Source organism: Halobacillus sp. H74, from assembly GCF_052246715.1.
GTDB lineage: Bacteria > Bacillota > Bacilli > Bacillales > Halobacillaceae > Halobacillus > Halobacillus litoralis_A.
Genome location: NZ_JBQQCI010000017.1, coordinates 1 through 19,147, shown reverse-complemented (window position 1 = coordinate 19,147; position 19,147 = coordinate 1). Strand labels below are relative to the sequence as shown.

General features: G+C 36.0%; 28 protein-coding genes. 16 read left to right on the top strand and 12 right to left on the bottom strand.

Features of this window, described 5'->3' with window-relative positions:
- The first annotated feature begins 208 nt into the window (after positions 1–208).
- The 4 genes from ACTWPX_RS21455 (at position 209) to ACTWPX_RS21440 (ending at position 2,099) form a co-directional block, all read left to right on the top strand.
- Positions 209–481 (top strand): hypothetical protein, encoded by a 273-nt coding sequence (locus ACTWPX_RS21455; protein WP_443121465.1) that lies wholly within the window; start codon positions 209–211, stop codon positions 479–481.
- 122 nt (positions 482–603) lie between these two features.
- Complete coding sequence (locus ACTWPX_RS21450) at positions 604–861, top strand: hypothetical protein (RefSeq protein WP_443121464.1); 258 nt, start codon at positions 604–606, stop codon at positions 859–861.
- Positions 862–1,340: 479 nt separating this feature from the next.
- Positions 1,341–1,643, top strand: coding sequence for a hypothetical protein (locus ACTWPX_RS21445; protein WP_443121463.1), 303 nt, complete (start codon positions 1,341–1,343; stop codon positions 1,641–1,643).
- A gap of 144 nt (positions 1,644–1,787) precedes the next feature.
- Positions 1,788–2,099, top strand: a complete 312-nt coding sequence (locus ACTWPX_RS21440) for a hypothetical protein (protein WP_443121462.1) — start codon at positions 1,788–1,790, stop codon at positions 2,097–2,099.
- Between the two features lie 238 nt (positions 2,100–2,337).
- Here the strand turns inward: ACTWPX_RS21440 and ACTWPX_RS21435 are convergent, their stop codons facing one another.
- From ACTWPX_RS21435 to ACTWPX_RS21425, 3 genes are all read right to left on the bottom strand, one after another.
- Positions 2,338–3,234, bottom strand: coding sequence for a VOC family protein (locus tag ACTWPX_RS21435; protein ID WP_443121466.1), 897 nt, complete (start codon positions 3,232–3,234; stop codon positions 2,338–2,340).
- Positions 3,235–3,298: 64 nt separating this feature from the next.
- A complete protein-coding gene (locus tag ACTWPX_RS21430) occupies positions 3,299–3,814 on the bottom strand; it encodes an SRPBCC domain-containing protein (RefSeq protein WP_443121461.1) in 516 nt (171 codons plus the stop codon).
- A 136-nt stretch (positions 3,815–3,950) separates the two neighbouring features.
- On the bottom strand, positions 3,951–4,271 hold the full coding sequence (locus tag ACTWPX_RS21425) for an ArsR/SmtB family transcription factor (protein WP_443121460.1): 321 nt from the start codon (positions 4,269–4,271) through the stop codon (positions 3,951–3,953).
- A gap of 862 nt (positions 4,272–5,133) precedes the next feature.
- On the opposite strand from ACTWPX_RS21425, the gene ACTWPX_RS21420 reads away from it, so the two are divergent.
- The 9 genes from ACTWPX_RS21420 (at position 5,134) to ACTWPX_RS21380 (ending at position 10,233) form a co-directional block, all read left to right on the top strand.
- Positions 5,134–5,439, top strand: a complete 306-nt coding sequence (locus ACTWPX_RS21420) for a DUF5316 family protein (protein WP_443121459.1) — start codon at positions 5,134–5,136, stop codon at positions 5,437–5,439.
- 213 nt (positions 5,440–5,652) lie between these two features.
- Positions 5,653–6,090, top strand: a complete 438-nt coding sequence (locus ACTWPX_RS21415) for a GNAT family N-acetyltransferase (RefSeq protein WP_443121458.1) — start codon at positions 5,653–5,655, stop codon at positions 6,088–6,090.
- Positions 6,091–6,164: 74 nt separating this feature from the next.
- On the top strand, positions 6,165–6,587 hold the full coding sequence (locus tag ACTWPX_RS21410; RefSeq protein ID WP_443121457.1) for a hypothetical protein: 423 nt from the start codon (positions 6,165–6,167) through the stop codon (positions 6,585–6,587).
- A 381-nt stretch (positions 6,588–6,968) separates the two neighbouring features.
- Positions 6,969–7,226, top strand: a complete 258-nt coding sequence (locus ACTWPX_RS21405) for a hypothetical protein (protein ID WP_443121456.1) — start codon at positions 6,969–6,971, stop codon at positions 7,224–7,226.
- Positions 7,227–7,497: 271 nt separating this feature from the next.
- Positions 7,498–7,683 carry a hypothetical protein gene (locus tag ACTWPX_RS21400; RefSeq protein WP_443121455.1) on the top strand — a complete coding sequence of 62 codons (186 nt, stop codon included), beginning with the start codon at positions 7,498–7,500 and terminating at the stop codon, positions 7,681–7,683.
- A 93-nt stretch (positions 7,684–7,776) separates the two neighbouring features.
- Positions 7,777–7,998 (top strand): DUF3953 domain-containing protein, encoded by a 222-nt coding sequence (locus tag ACTWPX_RS21395; protein ID WP_443121454.1) that lies wholly within the window; start codon positions 7,777–7,779, stop codon positions 7,996–7,998.
- A gap of 277 nt (positions 7,999–8,275) precedes the next feature.
- Positions 8,276–8,560: a hypothetical protein gene (locus ACTWPX_RS21390; protein WP_443121453.1), complete on the top strand. Its 285-nt coding sequence runs from the start codon at positions 8,276–8,278 to the stop codon at positions 8,558–8,560.
- 599 nt (positions 8,561–9,159) lie between these two features.
- Entirely contained in the window at positions 9,160–9,552 is a 393-nt protein-coding gene (locus ACTWPX_RS21385; RefSeq protein WP_443121452.1) for a thiol-disulfide oxidoreductase DCC family protein, read from the top strand.
- A gap of 294 nt (positions 9,553–9,846) precedes the next feature.
- Complete coding sequence (locus ACTWPX_RS21380; protein ID WP_443121451.1) at positions 9,847–10,233, top strand: hypothetical protein; 387 nt, start codon at positions 9,847–9,849, stop codon at positions 10,231–10,233.
- Between the two features lie 963 nt (positions 10,234–11,196).
- On the opposite strand, the gene ACTWPX_RS21375 is transcribed toward ACTWPX_RS21380, so the two are convergent.
- From ACTWPX_RS21375 to ACTWPX_RS21345, 7 genes are all read right to left on the bottom strand, one after another.
- Complete coding sequence (locus ACTWPX_RS21375; protein WP_443121450.1) at positions 11,197–12,057, bottom strand: DUF421 domain-containing protein; 861 nt, start codon at positions 12,055–12,057, stop codon at positions 11,197–11,199.
- Between the two features lie 16 nt (positions 12,058–12,073).
- Entirely contained in the window at positions 12,074–12,280 is a 207-nt protein-coding gene (locus ACTWPX_RS21370; protein ID WP_443121449.1) for a DUF1657 domain-containing protein, read from the bottom strand.
- An 11-nt stretch (positions 12,281–12,291) separates the two neighbouring features.
- Positions 12,292–12,642, bottom strand: a complete 351-nt coding sequence (gene spoVAE / locus ACTWPX_RS21365) for a stage V sporulation protein AE (protein ID WP_443121448.1) — start codon at positions 12,640–12,642, stop codon at positions 12,292–12,294.
- Positions 12,639–13,643: a stage V sporulation protein AD gene (gene spoVAD / locus ACTWPX_RS21360; RefSeq protein WP_443121447.1), complete on the bottom strand. Its 1,005-nt coding sequence runs from the start codon at positions 13,641–13,643 to the stop codon at positions 12,639–12,641. Before spoVAD ends, spoVAE begins: the two co-directional genes overlap by 4 nt.
- Positions 13,643–14,122 (bottom strand): stage V sporulation protein AC, encoded by a 480-nt coding sequence (gene spoVAC / locus ACTWPX_RS21355; protein WP_443121446.1) that lies wholly within the window; start codon positions 14,120–14,122, stop codon positions 13,643–13,645. Before spoVAC ends, spoVAD begins: the two co-directional genes overlap by 1 nt.
- Positions 14,123–14,135: 13 nt before the next feature.
- Positions 14,136–14,591 carry a YhcN/YlaJ family sporulation lipoprotein gene (locus ACTWPX_RS21350; RefSeq protein ID WP_443121445.1) on the bottom strand — a complete coding sequence of 152 codons (456 nt, stop codon included), beginning with the start codon at positions 14,589–14,591 and terminating at the stop codon, positions 14,136–14,138.
- Positions 14,592–14,672: 81 nt separating this feature from the next.
- Positions 14,673–14,876, bottom strand: coding sequence for a DUF1657 domain-containing protein (locus tag ACTWPX_RS21345; RefSeq protein WP_443121444.1), 204 nt, complete (start codon positions 14,874–14,876; stop codon positions 14,673–14,675).
- Positions 14,877–15,239: 363 nt separating this feature from the next.
- Between ACTWPX_RS21345 and ACTWPX_RS21340 the strand changes: the two genes are divergently transcribed.
- Complete coding sequence (locus ACTWPX_RS21340; protein WP_443121443.1) at positions 15,240–15,497, top strand: DUF1292 domain-containing protein; 258 nt, start codon at positions 15,240–15,242, stop codon at positions 15,495–15,497.
- Between the two features lie 110 nt (positions 15,498–15,607).
- On the top strand, positions 15,608–15,937 hold the full coding sequence (locus tag ACTWPX_RS21335; protein ID WP_443121442.1) for a hypothetical protein: 330 nt from the start codon (positions 15,608–15,610) through the stop codon (positions 15,935–15,937).
- Positions 15,938–16,523: 586 nt separating this feature from the next.
- Here ACTWPX_RS21335 and ACTWPX_RS21330 read toward each other — a convergent pair.
- Positions 16,524–17,288, bottom strand: a complete 765-nt coding sequence (locus ACTWPX_RS21330; protein WP_443121441.1) for an alpha/beta fold hydrolase — start codon at positions 17,286–17,288, stop codon at positions 16,524–16,526.
- A 47-nt stretch (positions 17,289–17,335) separates the two neighbouring features.
- Complete coding sequence (locus tag ACTWPX_RS21325) at positions 17,336–17,470, bottom strand: YqzL family protein (RefSeq protein ID WP_443121440.1); 135 nt, start codon at positions 17,468–17,470, stop codon at positions 17,336–17,338.
- Positions 17,471–18,537: 1,067 nt separating this feature from the next.
- Between ACTWPX_RS21325 and ACTWPX_RS21320 the strand changes: the two genes are divergently transcribed.
- Positions 18,538–18,744, top strand: coding sequence for a hypothetical protein (locus ACTWPX_RS21320; protein WP_443121439.1), 207 nt, complete (start codon positions 18,538–18,540; stop codon positions 18,742–18,744).
- Positions 18,745–19,147 lie beyond the last annotated feature (403 nt).

The window sequence follows — 19,147 nt, the reverse complement described above, 5'->3', positions numbered from 1 at the left end:
GAAGACAATGCTTCAAGGGGGCAGAGCGACAACCTCAATCTGATTTAACCCCATTATACCTTTGGATAAAGGTATAATGGATTTAAAAACCAGAAAAAATCTGGTTAATAATAATATACGAGGGGGCTTTAATTTAATAGGGAAAATCATAAGTCAACATTTTTATAGATATAAACGATATATATAACTTAAAGAAAGAGGTGTGATATTGAGAAAGGCAATATTATATGGTGTTGTATTATTAATTATATTGTCATTTACAACATTTATTAGCATGAAAATGTTCATTAGTATAGTCAATACTATCGGTTTTGGATCAGCATTTATTTCTGCTTTTTTGATGAAAATTTTTATTAGAAGATCTGAATTAAATGTAGCTTCAGAAGATAGAGGTGGTAGAGAAGACAGGAGACTAGGAATGGTGATTGGCATATTTGGTTCACCATTTTTAGTTACTTCAATAATTATTTTGTTAATGTAAATAAAAGGTAGTTAATAAATGTAGTTAACGTTACCTTATCTTAATATAAAGACTTAAACAAACGGAGGCATTACTTAAATTTTATGTAATTATATTTATAAGAAAGATGAGGGGGAATGATAATGATTTTTCTTAAGAGCACTATTAATGATCTCATACCTTATGCCATTGTTTTATTGATAGTCGTTTCTATAGACCTAATATTTGACTTAGGGTGGAATCTTTATTTTGTTTTTATCTTTGCTATTGGTTTTTTTGCCATAATGCTTATCGAAAAAGTTCGACGTGATAATAAAAAGAATTGGATAAATTTATTAGCTGCTTTAATGTTTGCTTTATTAATTATTTGGTTAGCCACAGCCTACAACAATATAATCTAATTTACATGTACTGCATACAAATTATCTTGATACCGAGTTTTCATGTTTAGGGGGCAAGAGTGGAACATGGCGATCATCAAAGTGGTCGTCTTTTTCTTTTCTCCGATAATTCATTTTCAAAATTATTTATCATTAAATTGAGGATATTTAGTTAAGGTAGGATTAATCAGATAAGGGATAACCATATTTTTCCTGATTAAATGGGTGAAATAAATTTGATACGATTGTACTTTAAGGAAGGTTGACCAAAAAAGTGAACAGAACAGATGAATTTTTCCTCACATTAACAGTGTCTGTAAGTTTGTTTGTAAAAGATTAGGTTTCAAGTCTTTTTAATTACCAATGGAGTTTAAGTATATTGATTGCTAGTTGTTATGCTGATGGCAATATACAATAAATCAAAACAAGATGATAAAATAATATTTGGCGAACAAAACTAAAAATGGGTTTAGTTGGTTGTAAATTGGAGGACGTATAACATGGATAACCTTAAACTAATAATTTTATTAGTCAGTATAAGTTCAATTGTTTTAGGAGGATCGTTGTGTCTTTATTGGTTTCAATTTACGGAAGAAGGAAAAAGGTTTTGGAGAACAAAAATGAAAAATTCAAATATGCAGGAGCTTGATGCACAAGAAAAGGAAGTACACATTTCAAAATTAAGTGATTTAATACGAGTCATAAAAAACGGTTCTACATTATTAAAGTTATGGCTGTTTTTTGATGCTATATTTTTCCTGTCAATAGTGGCAATGGTATTATTCGCTGTTCTTACTAAATAGTTGTGTACTAGTTGAACTTAAGGGGGCTTTAGTTTAATAATTTTGATAGAGAGCCAGCATTTATTGATGGCTTAGAGAATAAGTTATAACCCCTAGAATACATAGATCTTTTAGGTTACTTTGCATTGAAAGGTGGTGAATAATATGTCTCCAACAGTACCTTTCTGGATTGTTGCTGTTTTTTACTTATTTATAATTATTTCCTTCTCTATGGCGATTCGCATGATAATAAAAAAACAATTATTAATTTCCTCGCTTATTTCGATTGTCTTAATTCCTTTATCTACTATTTTACTTGTCTTCTCAAGTATAGGTAGAGGCGATCAGAATGAATTTGAATACTTCATAAATAGTGTAAAGGAATTTGAATTATGGGCGTGGTTATGGTTGGTGATATTTGCATATTTGCTTTATTGGTGGTACTTAGTGTTTCGTTATAAGAAGCAAGAAAAATAGGAAAGATCCTTTAGCGTATATGTAATGAATCACTATGTTCAAAAACTCATTATATGTAGACCGTATTTTTAAGGTTTTCTCCAGAATATCTCGATATCGAGTCTTCCAGTAATGGGGGCAACTGCTTAAATAACCCTATGAGCTATTGGAGATTCTTAATGTCGTATTTTATTGACATTGTGAAATAAAAAAAGCTGGCGCTAACCAGCTTTATAATCAATTGAGAGCAAGATAATTATTACTTACCTTGATATGTTTCTATTAATTTTTCTATGTTAATTTTTTTCATTTGGAGAAATGCGTTTGTTAATCGGTTCAATTGTTCTGTTGTCCCATTTGCCATCATTTCTCCCATAACCTCCGGCCAGATTTGCCAGGAGACACCATACCTATCTTTTATCCAGCCACATTGTTCTGCTTTTGAATCTGAGGATAGCTTTTCCCAGTAGTAATCAATCTCTTCTTGATTTTTGCATCGAACTAATAGTGAAATAGCTTCATTAAATTTGAAATTATGTGACTGAGCACTATCCATAGCAGCAAACCATTGCTTTTCAAGCATAAAATCTGTAAACATCACAGACCCTTCTTCATCTGGTTCCATGCCTGCTGGATAACGAGCGATATCCCCTCGTCTTGACTCACTGAATACAGAAAGATAAAAGTCACTGGCTTCTTCTGCCTTCCCTACCACATCTTGAACATACATCAATGAAGGTACGATAAATGGTCGTTCTTCACCATCCGGGTTCGTGAGCATCAGCTGCCATGTCAGGCCATACTTATCCTTGATCCATCCGTAGTGTTTACTGAACGGATACTCTTGAAGTGGCATAAGTGGTGTACAGCCTTGGGACAGCTTTTCCCAGACCTGATCTAAATTTTCCCTTGCGTTCTCATCTTTAGAAGGGTCAAAATTGATAAAAAAAGATATAGAAGGATTAAACTGGAAATGCGGACCTCCATTTATGGCCATGAATGAATATCCTGCAATATGAAAAGATACGACGTCACTATCTCCAGATGGCGTGTTACGAATTGTTGTGATATTGGTGACTTTTGAATCGGGGAAAATAGATGTATAAAATTGTGCTGCTTCTTTGGCTTCCTGATTAAACCACAGATGGGGGACAATTTTTTGATTAGTGATTGATATTCCTCCTTTTCATTGTGATTGATACTTTCTGATTTAATAATAGTTATTTAACTTCTTTAAGATACTCTTCCAGGCGGTTCCAAGTTTCTGTAATGCCCTGCAGCATGCCCATATCCATGACTTTATTGAGAGCTACCGCAGACTCATACTCTGTACGGTTAATTAGCTTCGTCTTTCCATCCATATCGATGAATTCCAAAGTGATCTCGGATGAAGGCATCGCTTCGTCAATATTACCATCAGCATCCGAGAAATAATCGGTATAAGTAATCATCTCTGGTTCAATAATATTCTTGTAAACGACTTTCCCCCAAAACTCCATCCCATAATATTCTCCTTGACCCTGATCCATACACTTCATACAGAAATGCCAAGTACCGCCCGGTCGGAAATCAACGTGGCAAACTGGAAGTTCCCAGCCATTAGGTCCCCACCAATGCTGGAGATGCTCAGGTTCTTTAAACATTTTAAAAACGAGATCGCGTGGTGCATCGAAGTTGCGCTCCAGTACTAGCACCTGATCGTTTTCTACTCTAGATTTTAATTCATTGATTGACATTTTAATTCCTCCCTCAAATGTATAAACCTTTTCCATTTTCTCTTTACCTGTACAGCAAAGTCATTATCTTCATCATCGTCAAAGTTAAATAATCTTAGGGAAAAGGTGACTATTATGTCGTTGCCTAATCATCAATTCAGTGTTTTTTTTCCTTTAAACCCTTAAGATAATCTTCCAACCGATCCATCCGCGATTCCCACATTCGACGGTAGGAGTCAAGCCACTTATCCATCTCTTGAAGTGGTTCTGGTCTTAGCTTATATATCCGACGATTAGCTAGCGGCTCAACCTCAACAAGACCAGCGTCGCTCAAAACGCGAAGGTGTTTTGAAGTTTGGGGCTGGTTCAGGTTTAACTTCCCTGCAATCTCCCCTACTGGAAGAGGTTCGTCAAGTAGAAGGTCGACTATAGCAAGACGGTTGGGTTCTGCCAGTGCACTAAATGTTTGTACGTTCATGATGAATTTTCTCCTAACATGTGTGTTTTTCATAAATAATTTATGGTGTTACATTATGAATCACCTTCTAGTTTTTTCACTTTAATCTATGTCGCTCATTGGTGTTAAATTAATTATTCCTTATAAGGAACATTCCTGTCAAGGAATGTTTGGGTGTTTTCTCAGAACGGTAGGAAATACCTATCTATAAGTGGTTAACCGAAACAGAAGCTGAAACATTTAAGTAAACGAAGCATTTTTAAGAAGAATCGAGGTATACCATGTTACATAGTTTTAATTTGTCTGGGATAATTATATTAATTATTGCCTATCGTTCTTGTCGTTGTCGTAGTAAGGAGAGTATTTAGGAAGAAGTAAAGTTGTTTAAGTAACGAGAGCGTTAGGTGAGAATATCCTTCAATTATCTCGAAATCAAGTCTTATAAAAGCGGGGGCGATTCTTTACATGGGGAGCCTTTTTCAAGAGTTAATTGGAACATATGAAAGAGAAAGGGTCGAGTTGAATTGTTTTTATTCTTTTCTATAATTTTAGCTGCAGTACTAGGTTGGTTATTGATGATGGCTGGACCACTATTTGGGGGGATTATTGCATTTGGAATAATTTCCGGTTGCTTATTTAGATGCGTTTTTCTTTTGAATAAGCTAGTCACAGAGTTAGTTGACAAGGACTAAATAATTCCTTAGTTCGGCACTTAGCATTTTGGAGCATAAAGTAGTTATCTCGAAATCAAGTCCTACATAAACGGGGGCGATTACTCAATAAGAGGGATCGTCCCTTTTTTCTTTTGAAGAAAGTCTTTAGAAAATATATTTAAATGAAACTGAAGTGTTTTGTTAACGTAGTTATGGTAAGGGGTGTTTATGTGAAGTTGATATGTTTCGGAATTGGACTAGTAGTCACACTTTCTTCTTTGATTTATGGACTATATACAAATGAATGGGAAACGTCTGTCAAAATAATAGGGATAAGTGCTGTTGTTCCGTTATTAATTACCGGCCTTTTAACAGGTGCATTTGTAAGTGGAGATAGGAACAGAGCAAATTACAATACAGAAGTTAAGAAAGATAGGGATGGTAAAAGCAAATGGATAACTGGACTTTTGTTAATTAGTGCTCCGAATGCAGTTTCAATGATTATTTTTATTGTTATAGCCACTATAAGTAGTTAAATTCAATGTTTCCCTTTTAGAGCTCGATCTTCAATGAATGTAACCTTCTCTGATATATCGACTATTAGAAGGTTGGTGCTCTTGCAGTAGTTTATCTTGATATCGAGTCTTCATGTATTGGGGGCGAATGTTGAATAAGACATTCTCCCATTACATGGTCAGGAGGCCGCGATTATTGGATCTGTAAATATGTAGATAGGAGGGTGAAGGTCGATGATAATAAGAAAAGCTAATGATAATGAACTCGAAAAAGTAATATCTTTATCTCCCCAAGCAATTTTGGATGGGACATTAGGTGAAGTAAAACCAACCAGAGAAAAAGTCACTCAACTTGTGGAGTCCCTTTTAGATAGAGGAAGTTATTACTTAATTGCGACAGATGGCCATGAATTGATGGGCTGGGTACTATTAGGGAGCAGTAAAGATCAATTCACAAATGAAACAATCGGATTTATTTATGAGTTGTTTGTTTTAGAAGTATTCAGAGGTAAAGGTATTTCCAAAAAGTTAATGAGATCTGGCGTGGATCATCTTAAAAATGAAGGGTATTCTGAAGTCCGACTAAGCGTATTTTCTGATAATAAAGCTATTGAATTATATGAAAAAATGGGCTTTAAAAAAAGGACTTTAACCATGAGTTTAGAAATTTAAGTTCTTTAACTTTAACTAAACTCTCGCTGCTTTTAGAATATCTTGAATCCGAGTCTTACGAACGGGAGCGATTGTTGTACAGTTGGACTATCGCATATTTTGCTACAAGATGTTTTGACGTTCAAATTGATTGTAAATATCAAATGGAAAATATTATAATACCTAATCGTGCAACAAAGAGAACACAATCGAAGCATTATGAATGGAGTGATTTTTTGAAAAAACAATTCTTGACTACTTTGTTTATAAGTATATCTGTATTCATTATTGGATGTGAGGAGAGTAATGGAGAGTCAACAGATCAAAAACCATCTAACCAAAATGGGGAAGAAAATTCGGTAGAGGGAAATAAAATAATTTTAGTTGGCACTCCCAATTCTAATGGAGAAGGACCAAGCGTGAATATGGATTACGAAATCAGTGATTCAAAAAAAATAGTTAGAGCTGAAGATGTTATTGAAACTGCTAAAAAATTGAGAAACCCCAAGATAAGATAAACGGTGATCCCGATGTCTTCTTCACGATTACAAAGTCAGTTGGAACTAAAGAAGATACTCCATAAGAAAGAAGATTTGTATGGTATCAAGAAGATGGTAGCGCTGTTCTTAACGATGGTTCGGGAGAATATTACACTATCAAATCGAGTCAAGCTAAGGAATTAAAAGAGGCGTTGAAAAAATATTTGTCCGATTAAAAAACTACGGTACTTCCGTAAGATAATTGAAAATGTAATCCAATGGAGGGATATGAGTAGTTTAAAGTAAAAGAACAGTAAGAAATATATCTTGAATCCGAGTCTTACGTAAACGGGGGCGATTGATTAAAAGGGCAACACGGAGTAGATTAATTTAATAAGAGCATGTGTTGGAGGGTGAAAAATGAGGAGAGTTAATGTTGTACTCTTGTTGGTCTTGATGTTAGTTGCATGTTCAAATTATTCCGAAGAAGAGATTACAGGGGAAATTACAAAGATTGAAGGAGGAATGGTTTATATAGATGAATCGCCATTAAAAGTGAAGGACACATCTGAGCTTGAGGTTGGTCAAAATGTGAAAGCTACCTTCATTGATACAACAGCTGAGGATGATTGGGACCCTAATGATTTTGAGGTGAAAAATATAGAAATTATGGAGTAATTTAAATCTACCTTTCAAGAAACGGATGCGTTATTTAAAGATCTATTCCAAGATATCTTGATTTCGAGCCTTAAACATTCGGGGGCAATTCTAAAACAGAAGAATTGCCCTCTTCTCAATGTTTTGGGCAGGATTGTTGAAGAATCAGTTTCGAGATATTAGTTATTTTGAAACTAAATTGGATAAGTATCGTATGTGTAATATGAGGAATTTCAATAAAGGTGAACGAGGAAGACTATTGAACTTCTATAATGGAGGTGTTGAATCGTCTATGGATAATGGAAACCAACATAAACCATTCAATGATGCTATAGCCCACAAACAAAATATTGAAGGTTATCCTAAAGCTAGTGGAGGAAAACTACCACTACCAATAAAGTTAATAGGATATTTTTTGTTTGGGAGCTTTTTCTTAATGATTTTAATTGGAGTTGTAGGAAATTTCCTTTTCAACTAACGGGGGCTAATCTTTAAGAGGTATTTAATTTGACTTTGTTTTAAGAAATGTTCGGATACATGAGTAAATTTTATTTTTGAGGGGGGAGTACTGGTGAAAATACTTAGAATAATTTTGACGACTGTTGTAGTAGCTCTATCTAGTTATGGTTTGATAACTGGAAAATCTGGAATAATAATGCCTTATATTTTGCTATTAATGGGTGGATTGCTTGTTGTAATGGGACTTGCTGAATTTCGAAAACGAAAACCAATCGCTTTCACATCATTACTTGCAGCTGGGTTTAGTTTATTCGTTGGTATTTATACTTTATAAAGCAATCAAGCGAGAAACCTGAGTAAGAATATCGATATAAGTATGACTGAGTGTCTCGAAATCAAGTCTTATAAAAACGGGGTGCGATAGTTGCATAGTGGGAGCTATCGCTTATTGTGCTTCAAGAGGTTTTGGAGTAAAGTGGTTATATTTTAGAGAGCTATCTCCAAGAGAGTTTGACGTTCAATTTAATTGTAAATATCAAATGGTAAATATTAAAATAACATATCGTGCAACAATGAGAACCAAATCGAAGCATTAAGAACGGAGTGGTTTTTTGAAAAATCAATTTTTTATTATTTTGTTTATTAGTTTATCTGTATTCATTGTAGGATGTGCAGAGAGTAATGGAGAGTCAACAAATCAAAAAAACTCAACTCAAAATGGGGAAGAAAATTCGGTAGAGGGAAATAAAATAATGTTAGTTGGCACTCCCAATTTTTATGAAGAAGGACCCAGCATGAATATAGAACAAGAAATCAGTGATTCAAAAAAAATAGTTAGAGTAGAAGATGTTATTGAATCTGAAAAAAAAATTAAGAAACCCCAAGAGATAAGGTGAATAGTGACCCTAATGTTTTCTTCACGACTAGAAGCTCAGGTGAAACTTATCAAGAGATGCAAGAGGAAAAAAGATTTGTATGGTATCAAGAAGATGGTAGTGCTATGTTTTCTGATGGTTCAGGAGAATATTACACTATTAACTCGAGTCAAGCTAAGGAATTAAAAGAGGTGTTGAATAAATAAATATTTGACTGATTGAAGACCTGTTAACAATTTATTTAATGGAGGAATCTTTTCTCAAAATTCATGAATAGTGTTAATTCTATTTTTTATGTTTGGAATTTTTTACACTCTTAAATATCTTACGAAAAAGTATTCAAGTAAGGCGTGCGGAATCTATATGAGTTGCTGAGTAATCACTCATAAGGTAGAAGTTCCATATGCTGAGAGTGTAGACAATTATGTCAGATATTCAATACATAATTCTTAATTAGTTTATATGGATACTTAATATTATGGTAATGGGGCGACAGTAAAACATGGACAATCGCTAATTCACTAACGGGTAATAGATTGGATTTGAGTTATCCAAAATTTATTGTCCTAAAAAAAGAGAAGAAAAAATAAGACTTATACTAAAAGAAAGGTGGGATTGGAATGGAGAGAATTGTTCTTTTTGATGGAGAGTGTAATTTTTGTGACCAAAGCGTTCAATTCATTATCAAAAGAGATCCAAAAGGAAACATTAAATTTGCTTCGTTACAAAGTGTTATAGGAAAAGAATTATTGAATAAGTACAATGCTCCAGAGGGCATCGATAGTTTTGTGCTTATAGAAGATAACAATTGCTACTATAAATCATCGGCAGCCCTTCGAGTTTGCAAAAATTTAAGAGGAATATGGAAAATGCCTTATGTCCTGTTAGTTATCCCAAAGCCTATCAGAGACTTCTTTTATGGGCTTATTGCTAAAAATAGATATAAATGGTTTGGCACTAAGGAAAAATGCATGTTGCCTTCCTCTGATGAAAGAAAACGGTTCTTATCGTAAAAAGTAAAGAGATATCTTGATTTCAAGTCTTCATGTATTGGGGGCTTTACTTTAACAAACTTCACCAAAAAAACTTCAATATACATCATTTTATACACTGATGCTAATATTGAAGGTCTTTTAAATACAAAAAATATACTGCCATTTCATAAATGGGTTAAATGCCAAATACAATTCTGCCCAGCTGGATGTCGCCAGTTGAATAATAATTTTTGAAAAATTTGATATTATTTTTATGGGAATGTAATTTTCTCCTTTTAGGCGAATACCATTTATCTGAAAGGGGAGGATACAATGGGTGTGGAAAATTATGGGGACTACTATCAACATGAAGGTACGAGGAATTTACATGATAAATGTAAAAATTATATGTATTATCATGTGACTATGACAATGAAAGATGGTAGCTCTTTTGATGGAATTATCGAAAATGTGGGTATGGACAGAGTTAGTGTGTTAGTCGGTGAAGATGTTATGGAGCGAGAAAGTGAAGGTGTAGGGGATATTCGTCAATATTATGGGGGCTATGGGCGACCTAGAAGAAGATTCCGACGCTTTAGACGTCGCGACTTCCCACTTGCATCTTTAGCAGCCTTAGCGCTATTCCCTTATGTTACTCCATATCCATACTATCCTCAACCATATTATCCGTATCCATATTATCCGTATCCATATTATTAAAGAAATATGAGTGAAGAGAAAAGAATCATCATTTTATGGTGATTCTTTATTTCGTCTTAGAGTGATTATGCTCAACCAAAAACATGTTGTAGCAAAATATATTATTAACGGATCTCGTTACTGATTTTTAAGTTGTTTTATTTTAGAAAGTAAACTTTTGGTTGAAAGAACTTATTGCAAGAGGTCCTGGAAGACTTCTTGCTTTTAATGAGAGGGTAAGCATGGAACGAATATATGTGACACGTGAAGAGTTAAGTAAAATGGAGGATAAAGTGGGTGAATTGCAGAAGGAGCAACCAAACCCAACAAAGAGCCCGTCACGTCGAGCAGAATCTGGACATTACAATAGAATTAAACTTGATCCTTGGTATGATTAAGTCACTTTGCAAAGGTCTCAGCTCTCATTAAAGAACCCTTAGGTTTAGACCTTTCAAACCACACATCGCATCCTCTATTACTGATTTACTGGAAAAGAAACTTAATATTTCTTAAATAGAACTGTACATAGTTGTTAATCGCTTTGAAACGAACCTTTTAGTCACAAAGTTCCGGTAAATGTTTTTTAATCAAGTATTCCACACGAATACCCTATTGTCATGTCAGTAAATGTACTAAACAAACGGTTACGATAGTTGAAAATACACTTCATATTTCGAAATCAAGTCTTTTAAAAACGGGGGCGATTGTTCAATATGAGCAATCGCTTTTTCGCTTACGGGCAGCATAGTATAAGACTCAGTTTCGAGATAAAAACCTCAATTTCTTCAGAAAGAACCAGATTAATTGTTCTATCCATCTATATTTCATTTATTATTTATTGTAAAAAGGAACTATTTATTGAATGGAATATATGTTCGTGATGAAATTTCTCAACGTGTTATGCGAAATGACTATGTAAAGCCTTAACTCAAAAAGTAGAGGCTTTCTTAAGTTCTTGCGGATTATCAGAGAGCACATTACCTATTAACTCTTCAGATAGGGGGTCAACTTTTGTATCGATTCCTCAAGTTTTTTCGCGTTCTTTGCGTAGATGTTCTTTGCCGTCTCCGATTCTGTAGCTAAGGAAAATACTTCTAAATCAGCCTGGCACTTTTTCATATTGGCAAGTAATAATGGCCTCTCCTGCGACTCTGAGACTTCGATTTTATCATCAAATAAGTCCAAGGAAAGGGCTCCGTAGGAATCGACTTGTCCGAGGAATACATTTTCAATCGAAACATTCTGCTTATCTAACTCTTCCTGTAACCAGCCACGGTTTTTCCCAATGGTGTTCAGGGCTTCATCGAGGATCTCCCCATCCATGATCACAGTCTGAGGTTCTATTTCATTCACACTCGTTAAACCAAGGTCCTTGCGCGTTACCGGTCGGTAATCTTTCTTAAGAAGGGCACTTACGGATCCATTTGGTTCGAGGACGGCATACTCTACCTCAGAAAGATTAAAGATGTTCTTCCCTCTTAATAATTGGAGCAGCTCATCTGTTGAGTAATTTTCTTTCTTTAAATTGTCTTCCAACACTTTCCCATCCTTAATTACCACTGTGCCTGATCCCTCAACAAGATCGCGTACCCGTTTACGGTATAGAGAAAGAATTTCTATAAGAAGGATCGAGACAGAAAAGACTGCAATTCCAATCACACCGTTCCAGATTTTTTTATCAAGATTGATAATCACTTCTGATGCGATACTACCGATAGTAATTCCAGAAACATACTCAAAAAAAGATAGTTCAGACAGTTGCTTTTTACCTAATAGTTTTGTCATTAAAAATAAAACAATTAAAAATATGACCCCTCTTACGGCCACGTCCAGCCAGTCCGGCACCTCGATCACTCCCTAATTAAAATCCTTTATACTGCTCTTCTTCTTGTTCCAATTCACCAACACGTTTCATGATGTCTTCTTTAATTTCTTCCATAACTATCATTTGTTCATGAAAGAGACGTTGTGCCTCTTCATCACTCGAGTTACTGGCAAGAGTGGAAAGGCCTGCTTCTATACTTTTTAACGTCGCAAGACATTGTTTGACGTTAGCACCTACTGTCATAATCTCCCTCCTTATCCCTTTGGTTTAAAGATGAGAGCCGCGATTGTACCGAATATGATAGCGGCTGAGATACCAGCACTTGTGACTTCAAACATCCCTGTAATGACACCAACGACACCATAAGCCTCAGCGTCTTTCATAGCACCGTGAACTAAAGCATTCCCAAAGCTTGTAATAGGAACCGTAGCGCCGGCCCCTGCAAAAGCAATGAGAGGCTCATATAATCCGAATCCATCTAATATTGCTCCGGATACGACTAATATACTCAAGGTGTGGGCAGGCGTTAGTTTAAACACATCGAACATAATTTGTCCAAGGACACATATCATACCGCCTATTACGAAAGCCCAAAAAAATATCATTCTTTCCCACCCCCATATTCAATAGAAACCGCGTGGGCAATGCACGGTATCGTTTCCCCTTGTTGATAAGTCAAAGGAGACAACAAGGCACCCGTCGCCACGACGAGCATACGTTTAAATTCTCCTTTTTTCATTCGATTTAATAAGTGACCATAGACTACAACCGCAGAACAACCAGAGCCGCTGGCTCCTGCCAACACCGGCTGATCTTCTCTGTAAATCATCAATCCGCAGTCCTGAAACTGTTCCGTGGTTACTTCGATATGATGTTTGGTGAACAAATCGAGCGCACATTCTCTGCCAATGTGACCTAGATCGCCTGTGACAATTAAGTCATAATAGGACGGATCAATATCGCGCTCTTTTAAGTGGGTTTGAATAGTATCCACTGCTGCCGGAGCCATAGCTCCTCCCATATTAAACGGGTCTGTCAATCCCATGTCTATAACCTTTCCGATCGTAGCTGAAGTAACCCTGGGTCCTTCCCCTTTATTCCTGAGCAGGGATACCCCTGCGCCGGTGACCGTCCATTGCGAAGTAGGCGGCTTCTGGGCGCCGTACTCTGTCGGGTACCGAAACTGTTTCTCAACAGCAGCATTATGACTGGATGATCCGGTCAACACGCAGTCAGCTCCTCCATGATTTACAAGAAAAGCAGCTAATGCCAGTCCTTCCATGGATGTAGAACAGGCCCCAAATAATCCGAGATACGCAGCTCCGATCGTTTTAGCTGAGAAACTCGTTGGAGTAATTTGATTGATCAAATCTCCGCCAAGGAAGAATTGAACGTGTTCTTTTGTTATACGAGCTTTTTCTGTGGCTCTTAAGGAAGCTTCTTCCAACATCACTTTGTGGGCCTTTTCATACGTATCTTCCTTTAACCAAAGATCTTCATGTAAGAGATCGAAGTCTTCAGCAATCTTTCCTTTAGCTTCAAATGGACCACCCACTGTACCCGTGGAAACAATCACTGGCTTATTGTTAAATACCCATGTCCGCATTACAGTCCACCCCATTCGATAAGAATGGTCTTTATTAAAGCAATAATAAAAGCAGCAAAAACTCCGGACATGATAACTGAACCAGCCAGTTTAAACATATTTCCGCCCACTCCAAGGATTATCCCTTCGGTGCGGTGTTCTATACAGGCGGAAATGACAGCATTACCGAACCCTGTAACGGGTACAGCAGACCCTGCTCCCGCGAACTGAGCCAATCGATCATAAATACCAAATCCAGTTAAAAGCATTGTAAGAAAAATCATTACAGCTATTGTAGGATCCCCAGCTGTCTGTTCGGTGAAATTAAAGTTATATATGAAAAAGGTTTGAATGCATTGTCCAACTAAACAAATTAATCCCCCAATTAGAAAAGCTTTTATACAATTTTTCAGCACGGGTCGTTTGACTTCACGATCACTTTGAAATTGTTGATATTCCTGTTGAACCGGAGTCAGATTCTTTTTCTTTTTATTGGACATGTAAACACCTGCTTCATTGATTTCTTTTAGAAAGGTTGATGAGTCGGTCAATTTCTTTTGTTACTTCTTTCCTACTGACTTCCTTATTTTTTATTTGCTGTTTCAACTCTTTAACTTCTAAACGAATTTTCAGATCTAAAGAGAGTGTAACCTCGTGGCCAGGAAATTGTTTTTCGGCTTGCTTGGTTATTTTATTTTCTATCTTTGCTATTTTAAAACGCTCATTATGGGGGGGTTGAGCCGCAATTAAAATCTTTTTATCATCGTTTACAGCTTGAATGTCTTTTAAGTGATTTTTCTTTTGCAGCACACTTTCAGCTTGTTTAGAAGGGGTTTGGTCGGCTGTTTGTTTATTAGTAGAAAGCTGGACAGTTTGTGAAGATTCATTCTTGTCTTTTGTCTCCTTCTCCTCCTGGCAGCCGGAAGCCAAAACACTTACAGCAAGCATTACGGTTAAGAATCTTTTCATATTATGTTCACCACCCTTGATCATGTGGGTTAAAAAAGAAAAGGTCAGCAATAATGAGCTAACCTCTTCCGTTCACCATTACTATTGTTTGTATTGAGGTTCTTCTCCTTCAATCTGAGTGACACGAGCTTCTAAATTATTAATTAAATCTTGTGTATCTTTTGCGGATTGTTCATACAACTGTTTAGCTTGCTGATTCTCCGTACCTAATGCAAATGTTTCAAAGCTTGCCTGGGCACTTTTCAGGCCAGCTAAGGTGGTTTTCACATCATTGATTACTGTCATATCCCTCTCTCCTTCATTTCATTAATACCATTGTTATTTTGCTCAGAGGTAAAAGGGTTATGACTTACTATTTATTCCATTTCCGATTAGTAATTTAAGGAAAGATAATCGAAACAAAAAGTATATTATTCAAGTAAATAGAATAAAAAAAAGCCTTTCACTCGCTGTGTTTTGAAATTGTTGAAACCATGGGGATTTAAAGGTCAATTTGATTTTATACGTTGAATCGAGAAGAAGCAGGTGCAAAGGATAAAAAGGACGATGAATGAAAAAAATAGACTGGGCGTGACTATACGACAACCAGTGAACTATTTCGAAAAGCAACTAAAGAAAATGATATTTGACAATAAAGGAGGAAACAGGATGTCATTAGAAAAAGAAGAACGAATTATTATCCCTGACGAGAATGGAGAAGAACACTTATTTGAAGTATTGTTCACATTTGATTTAGGTCAAACAGAAGAAACCTATGTATCAGTAGTCCCTACCGAACTAAAGGAAGATGAGGACGTAGAAGTATTCACTTTCCGTTATGAGGAAAAAGCGAATGATGGGGATGAGCTTGCCATATACCATATCGAATCCGATGAAGAGTGGGAATTGGCTATGGTTCTAATCTAAATAGAGATCGATTTTTATGTTACATAAAAGGAGGTAAGCCTGAGGGCTCTCAAAAAGTGGAAGTAGGCTGTGAAGACCCGACTCCTCCTATTAAGGAAGCAACCTATATCATGCATTATCCTTTATATTTTGCAATGGAATCTGACCGTTGGCAACAACAAGGTGTGGGATTTATAGGGTTGAAACAGGATGATAAGCACCTCACTTATAGTAGAAAGTATTTAATAACTGTATTATACTTAGGTGATGAGGATGGATATCCCGTCCTCACTTTTACAGCTGATTGGGATTTAGACGTTCCATTTCATCAACCTTCGAAAGAGTATCTACGTATGATCATTCACGGTTTAAAATCGACATTAGGGCTTGAAAATAAGGAAATCATCGAATATCTCAAAATGGTTCCATACCACGAGTCTTTTATTGTCTTATACCCCTGATCCATAATTTCAAGTAAATCGATATCCAATGCAACACCGTTATTTTCTTGTTTAACGACATCTTTAAATTGCTCCTCATCTCAAAACCAGGAATAGATGGTTATTACAGAAAGTACGATATTGAACAGTTAATTAAATAAATAGCAGACACATGGTTCTTCGAATTTGGCCAAAGTGGCTGGGCCTGGGGTGGGTGAACCGCATGTTGTATTTAGAGATGTCAAGGACTATTATCAGAAACATTTATTCTGTAAATACCCATGACGAGTCTAATGCAATGTTAAATTTTGATGACTTCACGAGTAAAGAAACGGCCATACTAGCCTTTGTAAGATGATATATTATCTCAATATTGATTGAGGGCGCCTTCACATTCGGGAGGGCGTCCTTTCCTGTTCCATATAAAGGGTGGCTATTTACACAAATTTACTTGCGTAAGAAGGAAGAGTGCCCCATGTTTTCCAATTGCATCTGTTAGTTAACTCTTAGAGGTTAAACTCTAATGACCGGAAAACCCTCCACTTCCCCCATATATGGATGTAGTGCCTATTCCGGTTAAAAGGAAATACTGAACGGAGCAACTACATCACAAATATTTTAAAAAACTTAAAAGTGCGTGATTAAATGAACGATAACTTCTGATTGGTAATTGGTGAGAAGATTTGCCGACCAGTACGCTTTCCATTTGCGGAACTTCCCGCTTATAAAGCTCTACATAAGGACGAATATGGCTGAATTGACCATATAATAGAAGCAATGGACAGTGAAGGTTGTGCAAAAGGTGGGTACACATATAGTTCATGCTCTGTTTATAAAAATCGTAAGCGCTTTGAGGGTGTGCTCTTAAACACTCATCAAGAAGAATGCGTTGGTCTTCTTTCGTGACTTTATGAGACCACGCTAAGAGTTTACTTAAAAGCTCACTTTGTCCAGATCGTACTAGTGCCAAACCGAATTGATATTGCTTTTTTAAAGTAAATGTACTTACTTGTGGAAATCCCCCTGAAAGCACGAGTGCCTTGACACGCTCAGGATAGGTTAGCGCAAAATCCTGAGCAATTGAACCTCCTGCTGAATAACCTACAATGGTAACTTGATCAATTCCTAGCGCATCCAGAAAAGTAGATAAATCGGCGGCAAGGCGGGAAATAGTCACCTTTTCATCACTTACTCCACTTCTTCCATGACCCTGGATATCGTATGTAATTACCCGAAAATGATCAGAAAGTTCATGTTGGTATTTGAAGACGTGATGGCCCATATGCGGCGGATGGATAAATACAACTGGAGAGTCTGTTCCCGAGGACTCGTAGTACGTCGACAATGATGAGGAAATCTTGATAATTGGCATGATATCTTTCCCTCCTATTAATGATTAATGTGATTGGGTTCTCTCTTTTACTCTTCCTGTTCTAGGAGTTCGGGAACTATTGATGACCCTGGTGATTCACGTAATACTTCCAATTCCTTCATTAATAAATACGCCTCAATGTTTCCTGTCTGACAAAATACATTCCAAGATATATCGGACACAAAAATACCGCCTTTCCATACTTCCTAAGGATAATATCGACATACTTAGGTTGCTCCAGATAAGAAAAACGATGAGGTAAAATATTTTCCAATCCTAATAGGATTCTTTATTGTAATCAACTGAAATTGACGGTAAGTCAAACTTTTTGATCCTTTCGATGAATCACAGTTTGTACCTACTTTAAACCATAACCCTTTATAGTAATCACTGGATAATCTAAATCCGTCTTTAACAATACTGGAGATTTTGTTGTAAACATTATAAATAGAAAGGAGAAAAATGAGGTGCAAAAACAAAATTATCTCGAATTCAAGTATTATAAAAACGGGGGATTTTCTTGGATAACTTATATGCGCGCAGTTTAGTAAAAATAGAGGCCACCCTTTAGATATAGGGTGACCTTCGCAACCAACTATATAGACCAACATAAAAGGTATATCTTTTTTTCTTCGTCTGATGACCATACTCATTCAGGAGTCCGTCTAAAGATTGCGAGATAACTATTAATTGGGGGTTTGGGGGTTTTGAGGGTTTTCCAAATACATACTATACATTTTCTCTCTAAGGTCCTCTATTTTTTCCTCTAAATCCTTAATATAAAAAACAATACCCCCATCCTCAAACGCTTACCTATTGCTAACTAATATGTTAAGAAAAATTTTTAAATACCTCAAAGAAAATAGTTGGAAAACAATCTACGTAACTCAAGACACCTATGAATATGGAAGGGTAAAAGGGGCTCTTAGCGAAGCTGGTATACGTTCCAAAACTAAGTCTTCTACGCCAATGGCAGGGCAAGAGAGTAGTGAATTCGGCACAACCTATGATGTGCTAGTGAAACAAAAAGACTGTCACAAAGCTAATCAGATGCTAAACAAATCTTAGCTAAAAAGGGTTTCATTACTATGGATTCTGGATAATTAATTTGTGACTATACTACTGATTATTTTGAATTCAGGACTTAAGCAATCGGGGGCAAATCTTGAATAATGTTTGGTTCCTTTTTCTATAAATGGATGAAAGTATTGAACTAACGAGAAATGAAGGATTTTGAGGAGGTCTAATGATGGAAAGCCTTATTCCAATTATTACGATAAGTACAGTAGTAATTGTAATTGGATTTATTAAGTATAGGGACTTCAGAAACAAAAAGATAAACCCTCCGAAAAAGTGGGAAGGGAAGACACAAAGTGAATCAGCCCAAGATAAGGAAAATATAGAAAGAAAGGCAGAAGCGCAAAAAGGTAATGGTCGAGCAGGTGGACCGTTTTAAATGCTATTCTACTCCGCCATTGGGGGCATGAATTAATCATTTATACAAAATATCTCGAAATCAAGTCTTACGTTAACTGGGGCAATTCCGAAACAAAGGAATTGCTCTTTTCTTAATGTTTAGGGCAGGTTTGTGGAAGACTCAGAATAACTCAATTAGTTTGTTCTCGCCTAATTTCTATCGGTATACCACCAAAAAATGGATTCTTATCCAGCATATTTAAGTTTTATTTTTTAAAAAATGATCATTTTCTACCTGTGTTGTTCAACAATAGCTCTTTTTCTTTAATAAACAAGAATTATTTAGCTTGTATTGTTAAACATAAAAAAGATTAGCAATATAACACTAGATGTTTGTAGAAATTCTTTCAAATGGAGTCTTTATATTATGAAAATCATATATC

Coding starts and splice junctions, on each gene's coding strand:
- ACTWPX_RS21450 (WP_443121464.1), top strand. CDS start 604: ATGATTTTTCTTAAGAGCACTATTAATGATCTCATACCTTATGCCATT.
- ACTWPX_RS21445 (WP_443121463.1), top strand. CDS start 1,341: ATGGATAACCTTAAACTAATAATTTTATTAGTCAGTATAAGTTCAATT.
- ACTWPX_RS21440 (WP_443121462.1), top strand. CDS start 1,788: ATGTCTCCAACAGTACCTTTCTGGATTGTTGCTGTTTTTTACTTATTT.
- ACTWPX_RS21430 (WP_443121461.1), bottom strand. CDS start 3,814: ATGTCAATCAATGAATTAAAATCTAGAGTAGAAAACGATCAGGTGCTA.
- ACTWPX_RS21425 (WP_443121460.1), bottom strand. CDS start 4,271: ATGAACGTACAAACATTTAGTGCACTGGCAGAACCCAACCGTCTTGCT.
- ACTWPX_RS21415 (WP_443121458.1), top strand. CDS start 5,653: ATGATAATAAGAAAAGCTAATGATAATGAACTCGAAAAAGTAATATCT.
- ACTWPX_RS21405 (WP_443121456.1), top strand. CDS start 6,969: ATGAGGAGAGTTAATGTTGTACTCTTGTTGGTCTTGATGTTAGTTGCA.
- ACTWPX_RS21400 (WP_443121455.1), top strand. CDS start 7,498: ATGGATAATGGAAACCAACATAAACCATTCAATGATGCTATAGCCCAC.
- ACTWPX_RS21385 (WP_443121452.1), top strand. CDS start 9,160: ATGGAGAGAATTGTTCTTTTTGATGGAGAGTGTAATTTTTGTGACCAA.
- ACTWPX_RS21380 (WP_443121451.1), top strand. CDS start 9,847: ATGGGTGTGGAAAATTATGGGGACTACTATCAACATGAAGGTACGAGG.
- ACTWPX_RS21370 (WP_443121449.1), bottom strand. CDS start 12,280: ATGACAGTAGGTGCTAACGTCAAACAATGTCTTGCGACGTTAAAAAGT.
- spoVAE (WP_443121448.1), bottom strand. CDS start 12,642: ATGATATTTTTTTGGGCTTTCGTAATAGGCGGTATGATATGTGTCCTT.
- spoVAD (WP_443121447.1), bottom strand. CDS start 13,643: ATGCGGACATGGGTATTTAACAATAAGCCAGTGATTGTTTCCACGGGT.
- spoVAC (WP_443121446.1), bottom strand. CDS start 14,122: ATGTCCAATAAAAAGAAAAAGAATCTGACTCCGGTTCAACAGGAATAT.
- ACTWPX_RS21350 (WP_443121445.1), bottom strand. CDS start 14,591: ATGAAAAGATTCTTAACCGTAATGCTTGCTGTAAGTGTTTTGGCTTCC.
- ACTWPX_RS21345 (WP_443121444.1), bottom strand. CDS start 14,876: ATGACAGTAATCAATGATGTGAAAACCACCTTAGCTGGCCTGAAAAGT.
- ACTWPX_RS21340 (WP_443121443.1), top strand. CDS start 15,240: ATGTCATTAGAAAAAGAAGAACGAATTATTATCCCTGACGAGAATGGA.
- ACTWPX_RS21335 (WP_443121442.1), top strand. CDS start 15,608: ATGCATTATCCTTTATATTTTGCAATGGAATCTGACCGTTGGCAACAA.
- ACTWPX_RS21330 (WP_443121441.1), bottom strand. CDS start 17,288: ATGCCAATTATCAAGATTTCCTCATCATTGTCGACGTACTACGAGTCC.
- ACTWPX_RS21320 (WP_443121439.1), top strand. CDS start 18,538: ATGGAAAGCCTTATTCCAATTATTACGATAAGTACAGTAGTAATTGTA.